Below are 19455 nucleotides of genomic sequence, written 5' to 3' on the forward strand. Positions count from 1 at the left end.
AATCGAGAAAGGTCGCGTGGAAAAGAGAGACAGGATGATACACAGGCGGCGAGGGTGAAGCCGGTAGCAAACGGCAATCTATAAAACACCCCAAAACAAAAGTGGGAGCGGGCCTGCCCGCGATGGTGGTGCCCCAGTCGATACTGCTGTTGACTGTTACACCACTATCGCGGGCAAGCCCGCTCCCACATTTTCAGATCTTTGCTACAGCTCAATCAGCGGTTTTGCACACGCTCAATGGCTTTGTCATACACCGGGTTGGCCTTCTGTTCCTTGGCCAACTGATAGTGACGCAGCGCATCGGCAAACTGCCCGGCCGCTTCGTAGATCCGCGCAATGTTGTAGTAGGAACCGGCGCGCACGGTGGCCGCTGTCGGGCCACTGGCCAGGGCGATCGCCTTGCGGTTGGCCCAGATCGACTCGGCGGTGTTACCGGCTTTCTGATAGGCCAGGCCGAGGTTGCCGTAGGCTTTACCGAAGGAATTGTCCAGTTCGATAGCCTGACGGAAGTAGTCGATTGCCTGGTCCAGGTTACCGGCTTGGTAGGCCGCTTCGCCTTTGAGGTTCAGCTTCTTCGCATCGCCCTGTACCGCAGAACTGACCACCACCGCATCCACGGCAACGCTGTCGTTGAGCAGGGGTTTGACTTCGTTGAGCACATCCTTGGCTTCGACCAGCACGCCGGTGAAGGTATTGATGTCCTGGAAGTCGCCGCTGCCGGTCATGCGGAACACGGTCCACAGGTTACCGGTACGGTTGGTCGGCACGTAGTAGGTGCGAACCAGGGACTGGCCCATGTACACAAACACCTTGGCCTGGCTCTCGGACAGTGCAGTGGAGCCTGTGTTGGTGCGGTTGGAGAAGTCATGCACGGCGTAGACGTAGCTTTCGCCGTAGTGTTTTTTCTGCAGGGTGATGGTTTCCGGGCCGTAGCTGTCGGTGTCATCCACATCCAGCTCGGCATCGGTGCCGGTCTTGCTGTTGAAGTAGATGTTGTTGCCGGGGAAGATCATGTGGGAGTCGAGGTCCGAAGGCGATTGCCCCCAGGTCAGCACTACACGCAGGCCGTCGAGGTTTTCCATCACCGGGCTGATGGCGTATGTCATGCCTTTGCACGGGCACTTCACCACCAGGTTGGAATAGCCGGGCTTCTTGATGATCAGCAGATTGTCGGCGCCATCGGCAACTTCGCTGGTGAGGGTGACCTGGCCCTGGGCGTTGGTGCGCCCCACCACGTTCTGTGCGCCGTTGCGTTGCAGCAAGACTTCAGCGTCGGCGATTTTCTGGTCCTTGACCACCGCACTGAGCACTTCAATTGGCAACTGCTCGGCCTGGACAGAAAACGCCACCGCACACAATGACATCGCCGAGGCGATACGAAGCAAACCCATGCTTAACTCCCTTTAAGTAGTGGGCGGAATTGCCCTACAAGATTTTGCGGTGAAACATACGCTGAATTCAGGGGTTTTGCCGGGATTTTATACAAAATGTGACGTGGTTTTTATCCCGCCTGCGCCAGGGTGCCCCACAGCCAAATTGCCAACATCAGAAGACTCTGTAGGAAATTGCTTGGTCGGGCACCATACGCTTCCCAAACTGCCTCAGGTGCCCACTCAACCCTCTACAGAATCGGCCAAGCCTGACCGAAACTAGCGCCCTCGCAACCTTCTCGGCAAGAAATCCGTGAACCTTGAAAGGACTCAGTACATCGGCCATTACGGCGTCACGTTCAGCGTGATTCGTTTCACTGTACGGCCCGATAACAAGCAAGCACTTGCCAGCCTTTGCTTGCTAGACGCAAAGGCCTCTGCGCCAGAGGTTCGCCTGCGACTACAAAGTCTGTATGAGCGAATGCTCGCCCAGGATCTTCCGTGCCTCATGACAGTGGCCATTTCAAAACCATTGACCAGAAAACAGGCCGATAGCCTGAACAACCGGAATAACGTCGTCAAAAAAGCCATTTCAGGTGCGGTTGCAGCCCCAATTGGGATCATTTCCAGCAAGGCAGAATCACTGATCGAAAACTTCACCCGCGATTTGATATCCCGCCAGCTCCGCAACTTCCAGCGTGCAGACATCATCATCGGCCTAGAGGCTCGGGTCAGCGGGGGAATTGGCCCGCAGCGCTCAAGCCTCTCAATGCATGTGTACTCAGATGAGCCATAGTCAAATGCTGTATCTACAGACGGCGATCTTCTTCGCCTTTTATCTATTGCTGCATTACAAAATCACCGACGGCACACTCAGAAAGCGTTTTGCTGCCACGTTTATCGTAAGCGGCTTGATCCTGACATTCTGGCTACCTTATGTGGCCATCATTCTCAGCATTCAACTCCTCCCCCTCGCTCTGTTCTTGATAGGCTTGGCACTCTTTCTGACCCGCAACAAATACCGCCATCATCACGACCATCCCCCTCACCCACTCCTGCGTGCTCCCACCATGAACCTGGCCCCCCACTTCCCCGAAGACCCTGTCATGCAGCAGCTCCTGCAATTGCTGCACGAAGAAATCGGCCTGCCCAAGCACAAGACCATCCGCCTTAAAACCTCGCTTAACTTCGACCTCGGCTGCGACGGCGCCGAAGCCAGGCAATTTATGGAGGCGCTGGAGCAGACATTCGATCTCGACCTGGGTGACTATGATGCTTATCGTTACTTCAACCCGCCGGTCTTCGATGTATTCCTCAAACACCGCGCCAAGGGCCGGGGCGAGAAAATGCCGCTCACCATCGGCATGCTCTACCTGGCGATCAAGACTCATAGCTGGGATACACAGACGCTGGAAAATCTGAGCTGAAGAACACTGAGTGGTTAATGTGGGCCTTTTTGCCGCCCTGCTCTACGCTCATCGAGATTTCCACGCGCACAAAAAAGCCGCCCACTAGGGGCGGCTTTTTAACAGCTAGCGAATCTTACAACTTCGGACCCGCCGCCTTGATCGCGTCGCTCACTTCAAATTTCTTGAAGTTCTCGACGAACAGGCCGGCCAGGGCCTTCGCTGCTTCGTCGTAGGCAGCCTTGTCAGCCCAGGTGTTGCGTGGGTTCAACAGGCCGGTCTCAACGCCCGGTACGGCCAATGGCACGTCGAGGTTGATGGTGTCCAGGTGCTCGGTTTGCGCACCGATCAACGCGCCGCTCTGGATCGCTGCGATCACCGCACGGGTGGTCGGGATGTTGAAGCGTTTGCCGACGCCGTAGCCACCGCCGGTCCAACCGGTGTTGACCAGGTAGACCTTGGAGCCGAAGCCACGGATGCGCTTGATCAGCAGCTCTGCGTATTCGCCAGCCGGACGCGGGAAGAACGGTGCGCCGAAGCAGGTGGAGAAGGTCGACTTGATGCCGCTGCCCGAACCCATTTCAGTCGAGCCCACCAGTGCGGTGTAGCCGGACAGGAAGTGGTAGGCCGCTTGTTCTTCATTGAGGATCGACACCGGTGGCAGTACGCCAGTCAGGTCGCAGGTCAGGAAGATCACCGCGTTTGGCTCGCCGCCCAGGTTCTTCTCGGAACGCTTGGCAACGTGCTCCAGCGGGTACGCCGCGCGGCTGTTCTGGGTCAGGCTGACGTTGGTGTAATCGGCGTGCTTGGCATCGTCGATCACCACGTTTTCCAGGACGGCGCCGTGCTTGATGGCTTTCCAGATGACCGGCTCGTTCTTCTCCGACAGGTCGATGCACTTGGCATAGCAACCGCCTTCGATGTTGAACACCACGCCTTCGCCCCAACCGTGTTCGTCGTCACCGATCAGGTAGCGGCTTTCGTCGGCGGACAGGGTGGTCTTGCCAGTGCCGGAGAGGCCGAAGAACAAGGTCACGTCGCCTTCTTCACCGATGTTGGCAGCGCAGTGCATTGGCAGCACGTCAGCGGCCGGCAGCAGGAAGTTCTGCACCGAGAACATGGCTTTTTTCATCTCGCCGGCGTAACGCATGCCAGCAATCAGGACTTTTTTCTGGGCGAAGTTGAGGATCACGCAACCATCGGAATTGGTGCCGTCACGCTCAGGCACACATTCAAAGTTGGCAACGTTGAGCACTTGCCACTCTTCACGCCCGGCCGGGTTGTACTGGGCCGGGTTGATGAACAGGCAACGACCGAACAGGTTCTGCCAGGCAGTCTGAGTGGTCATTTTCACGGCCAGGTAGTGTTCTTCGGCAGAACCTACATGCACGTGGGAAACGAAATGCTCTTGCGCGTTGTTGAAAGCCTCGACGCGAGCCCACAGGGCATCGAACTTGTCGGCCGGGAACTTGCGGTTGATCGGGCCCCAGGCAATAGCGGCCTGGGTGGATGGCTCTTCAACGATGAAACGGTCGACCGGCGAACGACCGGTACGGTGACCGGTTTCTACGACCAGCGCGCCAGTATCGGCAAGCACGCCTTCACCGCGCTGCAGGGCTTCTTTGACCAGATCGTCAACACTCAGATCGGTGTATACGGCGTTATTGGCTTGCGTCATGAGGTTCCCCGTCGGCCTATGGCCGAGTGCTCCAAACGTTTTGTAGTAGAAAGTTGCGCACTACTACCGCGAAAAAAGTGGGCCGGATTATGCCAGAAAAGCCCAAAAAAAGTAGGGCCCTCCCGTCAGAACACCTCTAATCCGGCGTTTGTCAGGTGATTTACCTGTGCTTAAACGTTTTAGTGGTGGGTACCAGAAGGGGTGTCAACGCCAGCGCCAGCGAACAATTGGGCGATATCGGCAGCGTCGAACAGGTAGCGCTGGTTGCAGAACTGGCAGTCGATCTCGATTCTGCCACCGTGCTCCACCGCCAGATTCTGCGCATCCTCAAGGCCCAGGCTCACCAGGGCATTGCCCGAGCGCTCGCGGGAGCAGCTGCAATGGAAACGCAGCGATTGCGCATCGAACAGGCGCACTTCCTCTTCATGGTACAGGCGGTGCAGGATGGTTTCGTTGTCCAGGCCCAGCAGCTCTTCAGCGGTCAGGGTACCGGCCAGGGCAGTGAGGCCGCGCCAGCTTTCCTCGCGCTCATCCTCGTCCTTGATACGGTCCGCCGGCAGCTGTTGCAACAGCAGGCCACGGGCGCGCTTGCCGTCCGCATTGAGCCAGAAGCGGGTGCCCACTTGCTGGGACATGACGAAATAGTTGGTGAAGCAGTCGGACAGGGTTTCCCCGTCCAGATCGACAATGCCCTGGTAACGCTGGCCAACGGTCGGGTCGATGGTCAACGCCAGCACGCCGTTGGGCATCAGGTCGGCCAGGGTCGCGTCCGCCGGGATCTGGTCTGCGTCATAACGTGCCAGGCCACGGATTTCCCGCTCACTGGAGCACTCGATCATCAGCATCGGCACCGGGCCTTCGGAGCGCGCCTGGAGGATCAGCAAGCCATCGAACTTCATGGTGCCCACCAGCAGCGACGCGGCGGCCATCAGTTCGCCAAGCAACTGCGCGACCGGCTCCGGATAGGGATGCTTGGCAAGGACTTCGGCATAGCTGCGCTCCAGGGCAACCAGCTCGCCACGAGCGTCGTTGTCGTCAAAGAGGAAACGTTGGGTGAAGTCGGTATCCGGTAGATCAGTCATAGGTCTGGGTATCTGAATTGATGACAAAGTGATGACAATGTTTCTAAAATTATGCGCTTTAGCACCAATTTGGTGCGCTTTTCTTCTGATAGGTGAAGAGAGTTTAGAGCGAAGAGGAAACAGTTTATGAACAATCCGGGTTTGTTCCAAGCCAAGTGGAACCTCGGGCGATTGGCCCTGTGCAATTTACTCGCTCTGGGGCTGCTGTGTTTTTGGCTATGGCCCGCAGGCCAGATGCTTTGCGTGATATTCGACGAATGGCTGTTTCATCTGCTCAACGACCCGCTGGCCAGCAACCCGACCTGGCTGCATGTATGGGCGATCGCCAGCCTGCGGCCATTTGATGCGGTGGTCGGGGTGATCCTGCTGATGCTGCTGATTCGCGGCGAATGGGTGTTCAAGGCGATTGAAGTGCGCCAGGCGTTTTTCGGTTTCCTCGCGATTCTGCTGTTACTGCTGTTTATCCGCATGCTGTTTTCCAAGCTCGCGGCGCAGATGGGCTGGCAGCACAATAGCCCGTCGATGGTGATCAGTGGAGCGATCCATATGAGCGACTATTTCCCGAACCTGGAAAAAACCTGGGAATTGAAAGACCGTTCCAGCCAGAGTTTCCCCGGTGATCATGCTTCAGTGTTGCTGATCTGGGGGATGTTCATGAGCGTGTTTGCCAAGCGGATCGGCCAGGTGGTACTGATCTGGGGCCTGGCACTGCTGTTTATGATGCCGCGCCTGGTGGCAGGTGCTCACTGGGGGCAGGACGACTACATCGGTGGCGTACTGCTGGCGCTGTTAGCGCTGGGTTGGGGTTACTACACACCGTTTGCGGCGAAGGTCTCAGCTTGGCTGCTACGCATAACCGAACCGGTATTCCGGCTGCTTCAACGGGTACCCGCGATCAATCGCCTGAGCGTGATCCGCAACGCCTGAGCCCTGGTGCAGGAGCCTGATCGGCTCCTGCACGTAACCCCTCAATCATCATTGCCGCTGCCGCGAAACTTGAACAGGTCGCGGCGCTGTTTCTTGCTCGGCTTGCCGTCGGTGCTCATACCCAAGGCTCCGGCCTTGCGCATGGCCGCCGCATTCTCGCGCTTGGCAATACTGGCGGGGGTCTCGGTGTACAGCGCCTGGGCTTCAGGCGCGCCTCGGCGGACGATGGAGAGCGCCTCCACCAACACGGTTTTCTCATCAAAGCCGATGCGAATCTGCAACTCGTCGCCAACACGCGGTTCCTTGCCCGGCTTGCAGCGCTCGCCTCGGCAGTGCACCTTGCCGCTCTCGATGGCGGCCTTGGCCAAGGCCCGGGTCTTGTAGAAACGTGCGGCCCACAGCCACTTGTCCAAACGGACTTTTTCGTCCTCTTCCTGCTTTTGAGCCACTTGAATTCCTCGCTCTGAAAAATGTCGCAACTTAACAGTCGAATCCCTTCGACGCACAAACGCCAAGGCTCACCTAAGATACGCCAGGTGTCAGGCAGTTTCCCTTCAGCCGTCGTTTTTTATGGTGTGAAGATATCTGTCGCCATTTGGTGAATATTCTGCGTGAATACCGCGAATTCGGCGCCAAGCGCTCGTCAACGGTCCTGGGTTGTCACAATCCGTGAGCTATTGGACGCTAGTGTCGTATGACGTAGAAACTTCCCTGATTGCCGGTTGTTCATATTGAAGACATTTGACCATTTGACCGTTGTCGGTCTGCGTGAATGGGTGGCGCTTCCCGATTTGGGTGTGGCGGGCCTGCGCGCAAAGATCGACACCGGCGCCAGTACCTCCAGCCTGCATGCCACCGAGATCGAGCCTTTTGAGCGTGACGGTGAAAAATGGCTGCGCTTTACGGCGCACCTGGGCAGCGTGGTGCAACTGCGTCACCGGCGCTGCGAAGCACCGCTGGTGGCCATGAAAACCATTAAAAGCTCCAACGGCCAGGCGCAGGTGCGCTACGTCATCAGCACCACCCTGGCCCTGGGTGATCGGGTATGGAGGGTGGAGTTCACCCTGGCTTGCCGCAAAACCATGCGTTACCGCCTGTTGCTAGGTTCCAAAGCCCTGATCGACGGCCAGTTAGTGGTCAACCCGGGGCTCAAGTATGTTCAAGACAAGCCGGTGTTCCCGGTCTCCACTATTGCTGCCACAGGTGTTGCATGAAGATCGCTGTGCTGTCGCGTAACCCGCGTCTGTATTCCACCCGCCGTCTGGTCGAGGCCGGCACCGAACGGGGCCATGAGATGGTGGTGATCGATACGTTGCGCGCCTATATGAACATTGCCAGTCATAAGCCGCAGATCCACTACCGGGGCAAACCACTGGAAGGCTTCGACGCGGTGATCCCGCGTATCGGGGCCTCGGTGACGTTCTACGGCTGCGCGGTCCTGCGCCAGTTTGAAATGATGGGGGTGTTTCCGCTCAACGAATCGGTGGCCATTGCCCGCTCCCGGGACAAGCTGCGCTCCCTGCAATTGCTGTCGCGCCGGGGCATCGGCTTGCCCGTGACTGGTTTTGCCCATTCCCCCGATGACATTCCCGACCTGATCGAGATGGTCAACGGTGCGCCATTGGTGATCAAGGTGCTGGAAGGCACCCAGGGCATTGGTGTGGTGCTGTGTGAAACCGCCACGGCGGCAGAGTCGGTGATCGAAGCGTTCATGGGCCTCAAGCAGAACATCATGGTCCAGGAATACATCAAGGAAGCCGGCGGGGCCGATATCCGTTGCTTCGTGGTGGGGGACAAGGTGATTGCCGCGATGAAGCGCCAGGCCAAGCCGGGGGAGTTTCGCTCCAACCTGCATCGGGGTGGCAGCGCCAGCCTGATCAAGATCACCCCGGAAGAACGCATGACCGCCCTGCGCGCAGCCAAGGTCATGGGCTTGAGTGTGGCGGGCGTGGATATCCTGCGCTCGAACCACGGGCCACTGGTGATGGAAGTCAACTCGTCACCAGGCCTGGAAGGAATTGAGACCACCACCAACAAGGATGTGGCGGGGATCATCATTCAGCATCTGGAGAAGAACAGCGGGCCGAATCTGACCCGGACCAAGGGCAAGGGCTGAAATACGCCCTTTAGGGCAGCACAAACCAGTGTGGGAGCTGGCTTGCCTGCGATGACTGACTAACATTCAACATCACTGTTAGTTTTTTTCGCAGGCAAACCAGCTCCCACATTTGATTTTAGTCGTGGCTTAGACCGCATCCCTTGGCAACATCAGCCCCAACGGCAAGCGCACCCGCGCTTCCAGCCCGCCATCGGCACGGTTGCGCAGCTCAACATTGCCACCATGCATCGAGGCAATCCGCCGCACAATCGCCAGCCCCAGGCCGGTGCCTTTGCCACCACGAGCACGGTCGCCACGGGTGAAGGGGTTGAAAATGCCCTCCAGCTCCGCCGGATCAATCCCGGCGCCACGGTCCATGACACTCAGCACCACATAGGGCGCGTTGGTGTCACCAGACACATAGGCGGCGACTTCCACCTCGGTGCCCGCATGATGCAAGGCGTTGCCGATCAGGTTGTTCAACAGGCGCTTCATCGAGACCCGGCGCAACGCAAAGGGCTGGATCGGCTCCAGGCGCATGTGTACCTGCTCGCCATTCTGGTTATAGGGCGCCACGACCTCGCGGACCAGGTCGGTCAGGTCCACTTCTTCCACCACCTCATCGCGACCATCGCGGATAAACGCCAGGAACTGGTCGAGAATCGCGTCCATGTCTTCGATATCACGGACCATGTCATCGGTCAGGTCGGTGTGGTTACCCATCAGTTCCAGGGACAGGCGCAAGCGTGTCAGCGGCGTGCGCAGGTCGTGGGACACCCCGGCCAGCATCAGCTCACGCTCGCGACCGGCCTGTTCGACATCCTCGGCCATCTGGTTGAACGCGCTATAGACCTCGGTCATTTCGCTGGGCGTATCGCTGATCGGCAGGCGCACGCTGCGCCCCTGCCCCAGTTGCCTGGCGGCGAACACCAGGCGCTTGAGCGGCTGGTTGAGCTGGCGCACGAAAATCCAGGCCGACGCGGTGGAAAGCAGGCCGATAGCCAGGAACCAGCCAAGTACGTTCCAGATCTTCTGCCCCCGCAGCGGGTGCGGATACAGCGGAACCTTGATCCATGCATCGCCCAGGCTCGGCGCGCGCACCCAGAGGGCGGGTGATACATGCATGCGCAAGCGCACCTCGGTGTCTTCACCCAGTTCGGCCTGCATCTGGCGCTGGTAGATCTCGCTGTAAGGCCAATGCTGCTCGCCTTCCGGCACGCCAGCCCCATCCACGCGGGTCAACGTCGACGCCTTGGCGACTTTTTCGCGGTTCTCCGGATCCACAGCCCAGTAGCCACGCAATGTCAGCGCAACACCATGGCTGTACTGCCGGTCCACCAGCACGTCTTCGTTCATCAATAGATAAACGAGGGTCAGCGCCTTGGAAAACAGCACGACGATCAGCACCAGCCAAAGGGTGCGGGAGAAGAAACTTTGGGGGAACCACAGCGGGGTTTTCATAGAAGACAGCTAGACACCTGGCAAGAGCGAGCCACGCTCGCAGAATTGCAGACGCCGGGCATCCGGCCGACCCCTTGGGATCGAACTCCGGAATACCCGCATGTGCAAATCATCGATTACTTGGTTGCCGTGCCATCCGGCACAAACACGTAACCCACGCCCCACACTGTCTGGATATAACGCGGCTTGGACGGATCCGGCTCGATCATCCGGCGCAGACGGGAAATCTGCACATCGATGGAGCGCTCCAGGGCGTCCCATTCACGACCACGGGCCAGGTTCATCAGCTTGTCACGGGTCAGCGGTTGGCGAGCGTTCATCACCAGCGCCTTGAGCACCGCGAATTCGCCCGTGGTGAGCATGTGGACTTCTTCGCCACGCTTGAGCTCACGGGTAGCCAGCGACAGTTCGTAGTCACCAAAAGTCACGCTTTCATCTTCGCTGCCTGGCGCGCCCGGTACGGGAGCCGCCTGGCGACGCAATACGGCCTTGACCCGCGCCATCAGCTCGTCGGGGTTGAATGGCTTGGCCAGGTAGTCGTCGGCGCCCAGTTCCAGGCCCTTGATACGGCTCAGCTCATCGCCCTTGGCGGTCAGCATGATGATCGGGATCTGGTTGTTGGTGCTGCGCAGGCGCTTGCAGGCGGTCAGGCCGTCTTCGCCGGGCAACATCAGGTCAAGCACGACCAGGTTGAAGACTTCGCGCCCGAGCAGGCGGTCCATCTGCTCGGTGTTCGGCACCGCGCGGGCACGGTAGCCCTTGGAGGTGAAGAACCGCTCCAGCAGGCTGCTCAGCCCCGGATCGTCATCAACGATGAGAATTTTTTCGCCTTCAGCAGTTTGTGCAGTGCTGCTCATTGGATGCTCCTCTTATCTGGCGCGCATTATGGCTTAGCTGCCGTTATACGCACGGTACGCATTGTTAGCAGATTTTTCTCCAACCACCAGTGCGCCGGCGCCTGGCGCAATCCCCCCAAGAACGGATCGCTGGTTATAATGCCGCGCCTCAGTGCCGGGCAATACCGTGGCCGGCCTGGTGTTTTTTCATCTGCTTGTCGTGACTTTTTCGATTTCGAGGGTCAATAGGCTGCCTCTTGACCCAGGCAGCGGCGCCAGTCGGGCCGCTCAACCAGCCGCGCAAAGCCTTGTTTTCCGGGCCTGCGCACTGCTTTCAAGAATTTCAGGTGGTTTTATGGACAGCATCAACAGCCGCATCGCCGAGGAACTCGGTGTACGCCCACAACAGGTCGAAGCGGCCGTCGCTCTACTGGATGAAGGCTCCACCGTGCCCTTCATCGCCCGTTACCGTAAAGAAGTGACCGGCAGCCTCGATGATATCCAGCTGCGGCATCTGGAAGAGCGCCTGCGCTACCTGCGAGAACTCGACGAACGGCGTGTCAGCATTCTCGCCAGCATCCAGGAGCAGGGCAAGCTGACCCCGCAACTCGAACGCGATATCAAGCTCGCCGACACCAAGACCCGCCTCGAAGACTTGTACCTGCCGTACAAGCAGAAGCGCCGCACCAAGGGCCAGATCGCCCTGGAAGCCGGCCTCGGCGAGCTGGCCGACGGTCTGTTCAACGACCCGTCCCTGACCCCGGAAACCGAAGCCGCGCGCTTTGTCGATGGCGAAAAAGGCGTGGCCGACGTCAAGGCCGCCCTCGAAGGCGCCAAGTACATCCTCATGGAGCGTTTCGCCGAAGACGCCAACCTGCTGGAAAAATTGCGTAACTACCTGAAACAGGAAGCCACCCTCAGCGCCCGTGTGATCGCCGGCAAAGAGGAAGAAGGCGCCAAGTTCCGCGATTACTTCGAGCACGACGAACCACTGAAAAGCATGCCGTCCCACCGCGCCCTCGCCATTTTCCGCGGCCGCAACGAAGGCATTCTCAGCTCCGCACTGAAGGTCGGCGACGAACTGCCGGGCACCATGCACCCGTGCGAAGGCATGATCGGCCAACAATTCGGCATCCAGAATCAGAATCGTCCTGCGGATAAATGGCTCAGTGAAGTCGTGCGCTGGACCTGGAAGGTCAAGCTCTACACCCACCTGGAAACCGACCTGCTGGGCGAGCTGCGCGACGGCGCCGAGACCGAGGCGATCAACGTATTCGCCCACAACCTGCACGACCTGCTGCTGGCCGCTCCGGCCGGCCCGCGCGCAACCCTGGGCCTGGACCCGGGCCTGCGCACCGGTTGCAAGGTCGCCGTGGTCGACGCCACCGGCAAGCTGCTGGACCACGCCACCGTGTACCCGCACGTGCCCCACAACAAGTGGGACCAGACCATCGCCATCCTCGCCGCCCTGTGCGCCAAGCATGCGGTAGACCTGATTGCCATCGGCAACGGCACCGCCAGCCGCGAAACCGACAAGCTGGCCCTGGAACTGATCAAAAAATACCCAGGCATGAAAATGACCAAGGTCATGGTCTCCGAGGCGGGCGCTTCGGTGTACTCGGCGTCGGAACTGGCCTCCAAGGAATTCCCGGACCTCGACGTGTCGATCCGTGGCGCGGTGTCCATCGCACGCCGACTACAGGATCCACTGGCCGAGCTGGTGAAGATCGACCCTAAATCCATTGGCGTCGGCCAGTACCAGCACGACGTGTCGCAGCTGAAACTGGCGCGCGGCCTGGATGCAGTGGTGGAAGACTGTGTGAACAAGGTCGGCGTCGACGTCAACACTGCCTCGGTCGCCCTGCTGGCGCGGATTTCCGGCCTCAACTCCACCCTGGCGCAGAATATCGTCACCCATCGCGATGAAAACGGCGCGTTCAAGACCCGAGCGGCGCTGAAAAAAGTCGCACGCCTTGGCGAAAAAACCTTCGAACAGGCCGCCGGCTTCCTGCGCGTGATGAACGGTGACAACCCGCTCGACGCCTCGGCAGTCCACCCGGAAGCCTATCCGCTGGTACAGCGCATCGCCGCTGAAACCGACCGCGATATCCGCTCGCTGATCGGCGACGCCGCGTTCCTCAAGCGCCTGGATCCGAAGAAGTACACCGACGAAACCTTCGGTGTGCCGACCATCACCGACATCCTGCAAGAACTGGAAAAACCGGGCCGCGACCCGCGTCCGGAGTTCAAGACCGCCGAGTTCCAGGAAGGCGTCGAAGACCTCAAGGACTTGCAACTGGGGATGATCCTCGAAGGCGTGGTGACCAACGTGACCAACTTCGGCGCATTTGTGGATATCGGTGTGCATCAGGACGGTTTGGTGCATATCTCCGCGCTTTCAGAGAAGTTCATCAAGGATCCGCGCGAGGCGGTGAAGGCCGGGGATGTGGTCAAGGTCAAGGTCATGGAAGTGGATATCCCGCGCAAACGCGTGGGCCTGTCGATGCGCATGAGCGATACCCCCGGCGAGAAAATCGACGGTGCCCGTGGCGCACGCCCGGGTTCAGCACCACGCCAGTCGCAAAACCGCTCGGAAAACACTGCACCGCGTAAGGAAGCCACCACCGCAGCCCCGGCCAATAACGCCATGGCTTCGCTGTTCGCCAACGCCAAGCAGTTGAAAAAGCGCTGATGGAGCTGCCAGCCGGCTTGACCCACAGCGCCTTCAGCGAGCTGCTCGGCTGCCGTCTGCAACGCCTGGACCAAGGCGTTGCCGAGGTTGCCCTGAGCCTGGAGCCACAATTGCGCAACCGCGCGGGCAAGCTCCATGGCGGGGCGATTTTCAGCCTGGTGGACATTGCCATGGGGCTGGCCTGTTCCAGCTCCCACGGTTTTGACCAGCAGAGCGCAACCATCGAGTGCAAAATCAACTACATCCGTGCCGTGTCCGACGGTGACGTGCTGTGCACCGCCCGGGTCATCCACCCCGGCCGGCGCACGCTGGTGGTCGAGGCCGAGGTGTATCAGGACGAAAGACTCGTCGCAAAAGCACAAGGCACCTTCGCTGTCCTATAGCTCCCTGTCATCAATTTGGGTTAATTTCGGCGCTGCGAAAACAGCGTCGGAATTTTCTTCCTGCGCGATAGCCAAATTCAGGGAATGAAGTCGGCACTTTCAGAGCAGGTTGTTCCGGCTCGAAAACCAGGCGATAACGCCAGTTTTAACTTCACCCTTGTAGACCGTCTTGCCCACCCCCATATTGGGGCGACTGACGCGTGAAGGAATCCAACTTGAGCGAACTTCTCAACCGCCGCCTGGCTCTGCTCGGCAAGCGCGAACACCTCTCTTTGCTTGAGCACTGCCTGCACGGCATCGAGCGTGAATGCCTGCGTGTCACCGGCGAAGGCCGCCTGGCTCAAACGCCGCATCCAGAGGCCCTGGGCGCCGCATTGACCCATGAGTCGATTACCACCGACTATTCCGAGTCGCTGCTGGAGTTCATCACGCCGGCACTGCCCAACCCGGCAGATACCCTGCGCAGCCTCGACAAAATTCATCGTTTTGCCTACAGCAAGCTCGGCAACGAGTACCTGTGGAGTCCATCGATGCCGTGCCCGTTGCCGGCCGAGGAAGATATTCCGATTGCCTACTACGGCACCTCCAATATCGGACAGCTCAAATACGTGTATCGCAAGGGCCTGGCCCTGCGCTACGGCAAGACCATGCAGTGCATTGCCGGTATCCACTACAACTTCTCCCTGCCGGAAGAGCTGTGGCCGTTGCTCAAGGAAGCCGAAGGCTTCGTGGGCACCGACCGTGACTACCAGTCCACGGCCTATATCGCGTTGATCCGTAACTTCCGCCGCTACAGCTGGCTGCTGATGTATCTGTTCGGTGCCTCGCCAGCCCTGGATGCGGGTTTCCTGCGCGGGCGTTCCCACCAGCTGGAACAGTTCGATGCCGACACCCTGTACCTGCCCTATGCCACCAGCCTGCGCATGAGCGATCTGGGTTACCAGAGCAACGCCCAGGCCGGCCTGACCCCTTGCTATAACGATCTGGCCAGCTACACCGACAGCCTGCGCGAAGCGGTGGCAACGCCCTACGCGCCCTACGTCGAAGTCGGCACCCATAAGGATGGTGAGTGGGTACAGCTCAACACCAACATCCTGCAGATCGAAAACGAGTACTACTCCAATATCCGCCCCAAACGCGTGACCTACACCGGCGAACGGCCGATCCAGGCGCTGATGGCCCGTGGCATCCAGTACATCGAAGTGCGCTGCCTGGACATCAACCCGTTCCTGCCGATGGGCATCGACCTGCCGGAGTCGCGCTTCCTCGACGCGTTCCTGCTGTACTGCGCATTGGACGACAGCCCGCTGTTCGAAAACAACGAGTGCGGCAATGCCACGTCGAACTTCCTCAGTGTGGTCAAGGAAGGCCGGCGTCCGGGGCTGCAATTGCAGCGTCGCGGCCAGGCGGTGGAAATGAAGGAATGGGCCGCCGAACTGCTGGAGAAAATCGCCCCGCTGGCTGCTCTGCTGGACCAGAGCCAGGGCATCAGCGAACACAGCCTGGCACTGGATGCCCAGTTGGCGAAGATCCAGGATTCGTCCCTGACCCCGTCGGCCCAAGTGTTGGCCGCCATGCAGGAGCGCAAGGAAAGCTTTGCGCAGTTCTCCCTGCGTCAGAGCGAAGTGCATGCCGAGTACTTCCGTAGCGAACCGTTGCCGGCAGACGAGCAGGCGCGTTTTGAAGAGCTGGCGCGTACATCGCTGGCGCAACAGGCGGAGCTGGAGCAGAACGAAGTGGGCGATTTCGACGTGTTTGTCGGGGCGTACCAGGCGAGCATCCTGGCGATCAGTAACTGACGCCATCCGATGCCCCCAGTGGGAGCTGGCTTACCTGCGATGAGGCCGTCACATCCAAATAAGATGTCGGCTGTTATACCGCTATCGCAGGCAAGCCAGCTCCCCCATTAATTTCATGGCCCTGAAGCTCTGTTTGCACTTTTCTCCTCATAAGCTAATTCGAAAAGGTTATTTATTTTCGGATTCTTAGATCATTTAGTCTCCTCACACGCCAACGTCTGGCCGCCTGATGAGGAGCCTCTCCATGCTACGACCTTCCCCTTTACGCCTCCTGGCGGCCCTGTCCCTGGCCGGCGCCAGCCTGTTTGCCCAGGCGGCCGACGTGACCATCGCCTACCAGACCACCGTTGACCCGGCCAAAGTCGCCCAGGCCGACGGCGCTTATGAAAAAGCCACGAACGCCACTATCGACTGGCGCAAATTCGACAATGGCGCCGATATCATCGCCGCCATCGCGTCCGGCGATGTGCAGATCGGCTACCTCGGTTCCAGCCCGCTGACCGCAGCCATCACCCGCAAAGTGCCGGTGCAGACCTTCCTCGTCGCCACCCAGATCGGTGGCGCCGAAGCCCTGGTGGCGCGCAACGGTTCCGGGATCAACAGCCCGCAGGACCTGATCGGCAAGAAAATCGCCGTGCCGTTTGTTTCCACCGGCCACTACAGCCTGTTGGCCGCGCTCAAGCACTGGAACATCGACCCGTCGAAAGTCACCGTACTCAACCTCGCCCCGCCGGCCATCATCGCCGCCTGGAAGCGTGGCGATATCGACGCCACTTATGTCTGGGATCCGGCCCTGGGCGTGGCCAAGGAAAACGGCAAGGTGCTGATCACCTCGGGCGAACTGGCCAAGTTCGGCGCGCCGACCTTCGATGCCTGGATCGTGCGTAAGGACTTTGCCGAGAAGCACCCGGAAATTGTCAGCGCCTTTGCCAAAGTCACCCTTGATGCCTACGCCCAATACCGTAAAGACCCACAAGCCTGGCTGGCCGATAAGGGCAACGTCGACAAACTGGTGAGGCTCTCCGGCGCCAAGGCCAGTGATATCCCGCTGCTGCTGCAAGGCAACGTCTACCCACTGGCCGCCGACCAAGTGACGCTACTTGGCGCCCCGACCACCAAGGCCGTGACCGATACCGCCGCGTTCCTCAAGGAACAAGGCAAGGTCGAGGCCGTGCTGCCGGACTACGCCCCTTACGTCAGCGCCAAGTTCATCACTAACTGATCAGGAGTTCATCGCGATGGCCTTGCTACAGCTGGAGCGCATCAGCGCACAGTACCCAGGCGCAACCACGCCCGTGCTGGCGGATATTTCCCTGACCCTCGGCCCCCAGCAATTGCTGGTGGCCCTCGGCCCTTCCGGCAGTGGCAAGACTTCGCTGTTGAACCTGATTGCCGGCTTCGTCGAACCCAGCGCCGGACGCATCACCCTCGATGGCGTGCCCGTGCAAGGCCCGAGTGCCGAGCGTGGCGTGGTGTTCCAGGACGACGCCCTGCTGCCCTGGCAAGACGTGCTGGCCAATGTCGGCTTCGGCCTGGAGCTGGCCGGTGTGCCCAAGGCCCAGCGGCAAGTCCGCGCCCGGGAAATGCTTGCCCTGGTGGACCTGGCCGGCTTTGACAGCCGGCGCATCTGGCAGCTGTCTGGCGGGCAGAAACAACGCGTCGGCCTGGCCCGCGCCCTGGCTGCCGACCCACGGGTGCTGCTGATGGACGAACCCTTCGGCGCCCTCGATGCCTTCACCCGTGAACAGATGCAGGAGCTGCTGCTGCAAGTCTGGCGGCGCACGGCCAAGCCGGTATTCCTGATCACCCATGACATCGAAGAAGCGGTGTTCCTCGCCACCGACCTGATTCTGCTGGCGCCCAACCCCGGGCAAATCGTCGAGCGCCTGAGCCTGGACTTTGGCCAGCGTTACGCGGCCGGCGAGTCGGCCCGTGCGATCAAGTCCGACCCACGGTTTATCGAAACCCGCGAACACGTGCTGGGCAAAGTGTTCTCGCAACGGCAGGAGTCCGCATGAGCAGTTATGAAATCCCGGCCACCGCCGTCAGCCCGGCCACCCCGGCGCTGCGCCGCAATCTGAGCACACGCTGGATCAGCGGGCTGACCCTGGGTGCGCTGCTGGCGCTGTGGTGGGCCGTGACCGCCAGCGGGCTGATCGAGCCGCTGTTCCTGCCGCCTCCGTCTGCCGTGCTGCAAAAGGGCTGGCTGCTGGCGACCAGCGGCTATATGGACTCCACCCTCTGGCAGCACCTGGGTGCCAGCCTTGGCCGTATCGGCCTGGGCCTGGGCTTTGCAGTGCTGACCGCCGTGCCGATCGGCATTGCTATCGGCGCCAACCGCATCGCCCGCGGCATTCTCGACCCGCTGATCGAGTTCTACAGGCCGATCCCGCCGCTGGCCTACCTGCCCTTGATCGTGATCTGGTGCGGCATCGGTGAGCTGTCCAAGGTGTTGCTGATCTACCTGGCGATCTTCGCCCCGATTGCCATCGCCACCGCCACCGGCGTGCGCACGGTCGACCCGGCCAAATTGCGCGCAGCGCAGTCCCTGGGCGCCACGCGGGCGCAGTTGATCCGCCATGTGATCTTGCCCAGCGCCCTGCCCGATATCCTTACCGGCGTGCGCATCGGCCTGGGTGTCGGTTGGTCGACCCTGGTGGCCGCCGAGTTGATCGCCGCCACCAGCGGCCTGGGGTTCATGGTGCAGTCAGCCGCGCAATTTTTGGTCACCGACGTGGTGGTACTGGGCATCCTGGTGATCGCGCTGATCGCCTTTGCCATGGAAATGGGCCTACGCGCCCTGCAGCGTAAATGGGTGCCTTGGCATGGCCAGGCCCACTAGGAAGAGAACAACATGAGCCACCTGACCGTTACCCCCTTAAGCACCGCCCTGGGCGCCCAGATCAGTGGCGTCGATATCACCCAGGCGCTGAACCTCGAACAGCGCGACGCCATCGAGCGCGCGCTGCTCCAGCATTCGGTGCTGTTCTTTCGCGACCAGCCGATCACCCCGCAGCAGCAAGCGCGCTTCGCGGCGAATTTCGGTGACCTGCATATTCACCCGATCTACCCCAACGTGCCCGAGCAGCCTGAAGTGCTGGTGCTCGACACCGCCGTCACCGACGTGCGCGACAATGCCATCTGGCACACCGACGTGACCTTCCTGCCCACCCCGGCCCTGGGCGCGGTGCTCAGCGCCAAGCTGCTGCCGGCCTTTGGCGGTGACACTTTGTGGGCCAGCGGTATTGCGGCCTACGAGGCACTGTCGGAACCGATGAAGATTTTTTTGACCGGCCTGACGGCAACCCATGACTTCACCCGCTCGTTCCCTCAGGAACGTTACGGCAACACCGCCCAAGACCTGGCCCGCTGGGAAGAAGCGCGCAAAAAGAACCCGCCCCTGTCCCACCCGGTGATCCGCACCCACCCGGTCAGCGGGCGTAAATCGCTGTTTGTCAGTGAGGGCTTCACCAGCAAGATCAACGAACTGGAGCCGGCCGAAAGCGAAGTCATCCTCAAGCTGTTGTTCGCCCACGCCACTCGCCCGGAATTCACCCTGCGCTGGCGCTGGCAAGTCAACGACGTGGCCTTCTGGGACAACCGCGTGACGCAGCACTACGCCGTGGACGACTATCGGCCACAGCGGCGTGTGATGCATCGGGCGACGATTCTGGGTGATGTGCCGTTCTGATCCGACACGCCCTGTAGGCGCCGGCAAGCCGG

General features: G+C 60.3%; 18 protein-coding genes. 12 read left to right on the forward strand and 6 right to left on the reverse strand.

Annotated elements, in window-relative coordinates:
• Positions 1-215: 215 nt before the first annotated feature.
• Complete coding sequence (locus JFT44_RS07395; RefSeq protein ID WP_057437068.1) at positions 216-1391, reverse strand: tetratricopeptide repeat protein; 1176 nt, start codon at positions 1389-1391, stop codon at positions 216-218.
• A gap of 292 nt (positions 1392-1683) precedes the next feature.
• Here JFT44_RS07395 and JFT44_RS07400 point away from each other — a divergent pair, with 292 nt between their 5' ends.
• Together JFT44_RS07400 and JFT44_RS28955 are read left to right on the forward strand one after the other, a co-directional pair.
• Entirely contained in the window at positions 1684-2166 is a 483-nt protein-coding gene (locus tag JFT44_RS07400; RefSeq protein ID WP_057958000.1) for a hypothetical protein, read from the forward strand.
• A gap of 274 nt (positions 2167-2440) precedes the next feature.
• Complete coding sequence (locus JFT44_RS28955; protein ID WP_029299791.1) at positions 2441-2797, forward strand: DUF1493 family protein; 357 nt, start codon at positions 2441-2443, stop codon at positions 2795-2797.
• Between the two features lie 115 nt (positions 2798-2912).
• Here JFT44_RS28955 and JFT44_RS07410 read toward each other — a convergent pair whose 3' ends face one another.
• Positions 2913-4454, reverse strand: a complete 1542-nt coding sequence (locus tag JFT44_RS07410; protein ID WP_057437065.1) for a phosphoenolpyruvate carboxykinase — start codon at positions 4452-4454, stop codon at positions 2913-2915.
• A gap of 179 nt (positions 4455-4633) precedes the next feature.
• The gene (gene hslO, locus JFT44_RS07415) at positions 4634-5536 is read right to left on the reverse strand and encodes an Hsp33 family molecular chaperone HslO (RefSeq protein WP_057437064.1); all 903 of its coding nucleotides are present in this window, start codon (positions 5534-5536) and stop codon (positions 4634-4636) included.
• Between the two features lie 126 nt (positions 5537-5662).
• Between hslO and JFT44_RS07420 the strand changes: the two genes are divergently transcribed.
• A complete protein-coding gene (locus tag JFT44_RS07420) occupies positions 5663-6463 on the forward strand; it encodes a phosphatase PAP2 family protein (RefSeq protein WP_057957999.1) in 801 nt (266 codons plus the stop codon).
• A 41-nt stretch (positions 6464-6504) separates the two neighbouring features.
• Here JFT44_RS07420 and JFT44_RS07425 read toward each other — a convergent pair whose 3' ends face one another.
• Positions 6505-6912 (reverse strand): RNA-binding S4 domain-containing protein, encoded by a 408-nt coding sequence (locus JFT44_RS07425; RefSeq protein WP_057437060.1) that lies wholly within the window; start codon positions 6910-6912, stop codon positions 6505-6507.
• A gap of 300 nt (positions 6913-7212) precedes the next feature.
• On the opposite strand from JFT44_RS07425, the gene JFT44_RS07430 reads away from it, so the two are divergent.
• Entirely contained in the window at positions 7213-7677 is a 465-nt protein-coding gene (locus tag JFT44_RS07430) for an ATP-dependent zinc protease (protein ID WP_374067400.1), read from the forward strand.
• Positions 7674-8579, forward strand: a complete 906-nt coding sequence (rimK, locus tag JFT44_RS07435; protein ID WP_057957998.1) for a 30S ribosomal protein S6--L-glutamate ligase — start codon at positions 7674-7676, stop codon at positions 8577-8579. The genes JFT44_RS07430 and rimK overlap by 4 nt, the downstream gene beginning before the upstream one ends.
• A gap of 129 nt (positions 8580-8708) precedes the next feature.
• Here the strand turns inward: rimK and JFT44_RS07440 are convergent, their stop codons facing one another.
• Together JFT44_RS07440 and ompR are read right to left on the reverse strand one after the other, a co-directional pair.
• Complete coding sequence (locus JFT44_RS07440; RefSeq protein ID WP_057437058.1) at positions 8709-10022, reverse strand: ATP-binding protein; 1314 nt, start codon at positions 10020-10022, stop codon at positions 8709-8711.
• 116 nt (positions 10023-10138) lie between these two features.
• The gene (ompR, locus tag JFT44_RS07445) at positions 10139-10879 is read right to left on the reverse strand and encodes a two-component system response regulator OmpR (RefSeq protein ID WP_032856582.1); all 741 of its coding nucleotides are present in this window, start codon (positions 10877-10879) and stop codon (positions 10139-10141) included.
• Between the two features lie 334 nt (positions 10880-11213).
• Between ompR and JFT44_RS07450 the strand changes: the two genes are divergently transcribed.
• The 7 genes from JFT44_RS07450 to tauD all read left to right on the forward strand — a co-directional run bounded on the left by JFT44_RS07450 (position 11214) and on the right by tauD (position 19423).
• Positions 11214-13550 (forward strand): Tex family protein, encoded by a 2337-nt coding sequence (locus JFT44_RS07450; RefSeq protein WP_115127153.1) that lies wholly within the window; start codon positions 11214-11216, stop codon positions 13548-13550.
• The gene (locus JFT44_RS07455; protein ID WP_057437056.1) at positions 13550-13933 is read left to right on the forward strand and encodes a PaaI family thioesterase; all 384 of its coding nucleotides are present in this window, start codon (positions 13550-13552) and stop codon (positions 13931-13933) included. Before JFT44_RS07450 ends, JFT44_RS07455 begins: the two co-directional genes overlap by 1 nt.
• A gap of 215 nt (positions 13934-14148) precedes the next feature.
• Complete coding sequence (gene gshA, locus JFT44_RS07460) at positions 14149-15732, forward strand: glutamate--cysteine ligase (RefSeq protein WP_169990608.1); 1584 nt, start codon at positions 14149-14151, stop codon at positions 15730-15732.
• Between the two features lie 244 nt (positions 15733-15976).
• Positions 15977-16954: a taurine ABC transporter substrate-binding protein gene (gene tauA, locus JFT44_RS07465; protein WP_169990609.1), complete on the forward strand. Its 978-nt coding sequence runs from the start codon at positions 15977-15979 to the stop codon at positions 16952-16954.
• Positions 16955-16970: 16 nt separating this feature from the next.
• Positions 16971-17750, forward strand: a complete 780-nt coding sequence (tauB, locus tag JFT44_RS07470; protein ID WP_057437050.1) for a taurine ABC transporter ATP-binding subunit — start codon at positions 16971-16973, stop codon at positions 17748-17750.
• Positions 17747-18574: a taurine ABC transporter permease TauC gene (gene tauC / locus JFT44_RS07475; protein ID WP_057957994.1), complete on the forward strand. Its 828-nt coding sequence runs from the start codon at positions 17747-17749 to the stop codon at positions 18572-18574. Before tauB ends, tauC begins: the two co-directional genes overlap by 4 nt.
• Before the next feature lie 12 nt (positions 18575-18586).
• A complete protein-coding gene (tauD, locus tag JFT44_RS07480; RefSeq protein WP_198830474.1) occupies positions 18587-19423 on the forward strand; it encodes a taurine dioxygenase in 837 nt (278 codons plus the stop codon).
• Positions 19424-19455: the final 32 nt, after the last annotated feature.

The organism is Pseudomonas sp. MF5691 (assembly GCF_016405645.1).
In the GTDB taxonomy this organism is placed as follows: domain Bacteria; phylum Pseudomonadota; class Gammaproteobacteria; order Pseudomonadales; family Pseudomonadaceae; genus Aquipseudomonas; species Aquipseudomonas shahriarae.

Coding starts and splice junctions, on each gene's coding strand:
- JFT44_RS07420 (WP_057957999.1), top strand. CDS start 5,663: ATGAACAATCCGGGTTTGTTCCAAGCCAAGTGGAACCTCGGGCGATTG.
- ompR (WP_032856582.1), bottom strand. CDS start 10,879: ATGAGCAGCACTGCACAAACTGCTGAAGGCGAAAAAATTCTCATCGTT.
- JFT44_RS07410 (WP_057437065.1), bottom strand. CDS start 4,454: ATGACGCAAGCCAATAACGCCGTATACACCGATCTGAGTGTTGACGAT.
- JFT44_RS07455 (WP_057437056.1), top strand. CDS start 13,550: ATGGAGCTGCCAGCCGGCTTGACCCACAGCGCCTTCAGCGAGCTGCTC.
- JFT44_RS07395 (WP_057437068.1), bottom strand. CDS start 1,391: ATGGGTTTGCTTCGTATCGCCTCGGCGATGTCATTGTGTGCGGTGGCG.
- tauA (WP_169990609.1), top strand. CDS start 15,977: ATGCTACGACCTTCCCCTTTACGCCTCCTGGCGGCCCTGTCCCTGGCC.
- tauC (WP_057957994.1), top strand. CDS start 17,747: ATGAGCAGTTATGAAATCCCGGCCACCGCCGTCAGCCCGGCCACCCCG.
- JFT44_RS07450 (WP_115127153.1), top strand. CDS start 11,214: ATGGACAGCATCAACAGCCGCATCGCCGAGGAACTCGGTGTACGCCCA.
- JFT44_RS07440 (WP_057437058.1), bottom strand. CDS start 10,022: ATGAAAACCCCGCTGTGGTTCCCCCAAAGTTTCTTCTCCCGCACCCTT.
- tauD (WP_198830474.1), top strand. CDS start 18,587: ATGAGCCACCTGACCGTTACCCCCTTAAGCACCGCCCTGGGCGCCCAG.
- JFT44_RS28955 (WP_029299791.1), top strand. CDS start 2,441: ATGAACCTGGCCCCCCACTTCCCCGAAGACCCTGTCATGCAGCAGCTC.
- hslO (WP_057437064.1), bottom strand. CDS start 5,536: ATGACTGATCTACCGGATACCGACTTCACCCAACGTTTCCTCTTTGAC.
- tauB (WP_057437050.1), top strand. CDS start 16,971: ATGGCCTTGCTACAGCTGGAGCGCATCAGCGCACAGTACCCAGGCGCA.
- rimK (WP_057957998.1), top strand. CDS start 7,674: ATGAAGATCGCTGTGCTGTCGCGTAACCCGCGTCTGTATTCCACCCGC.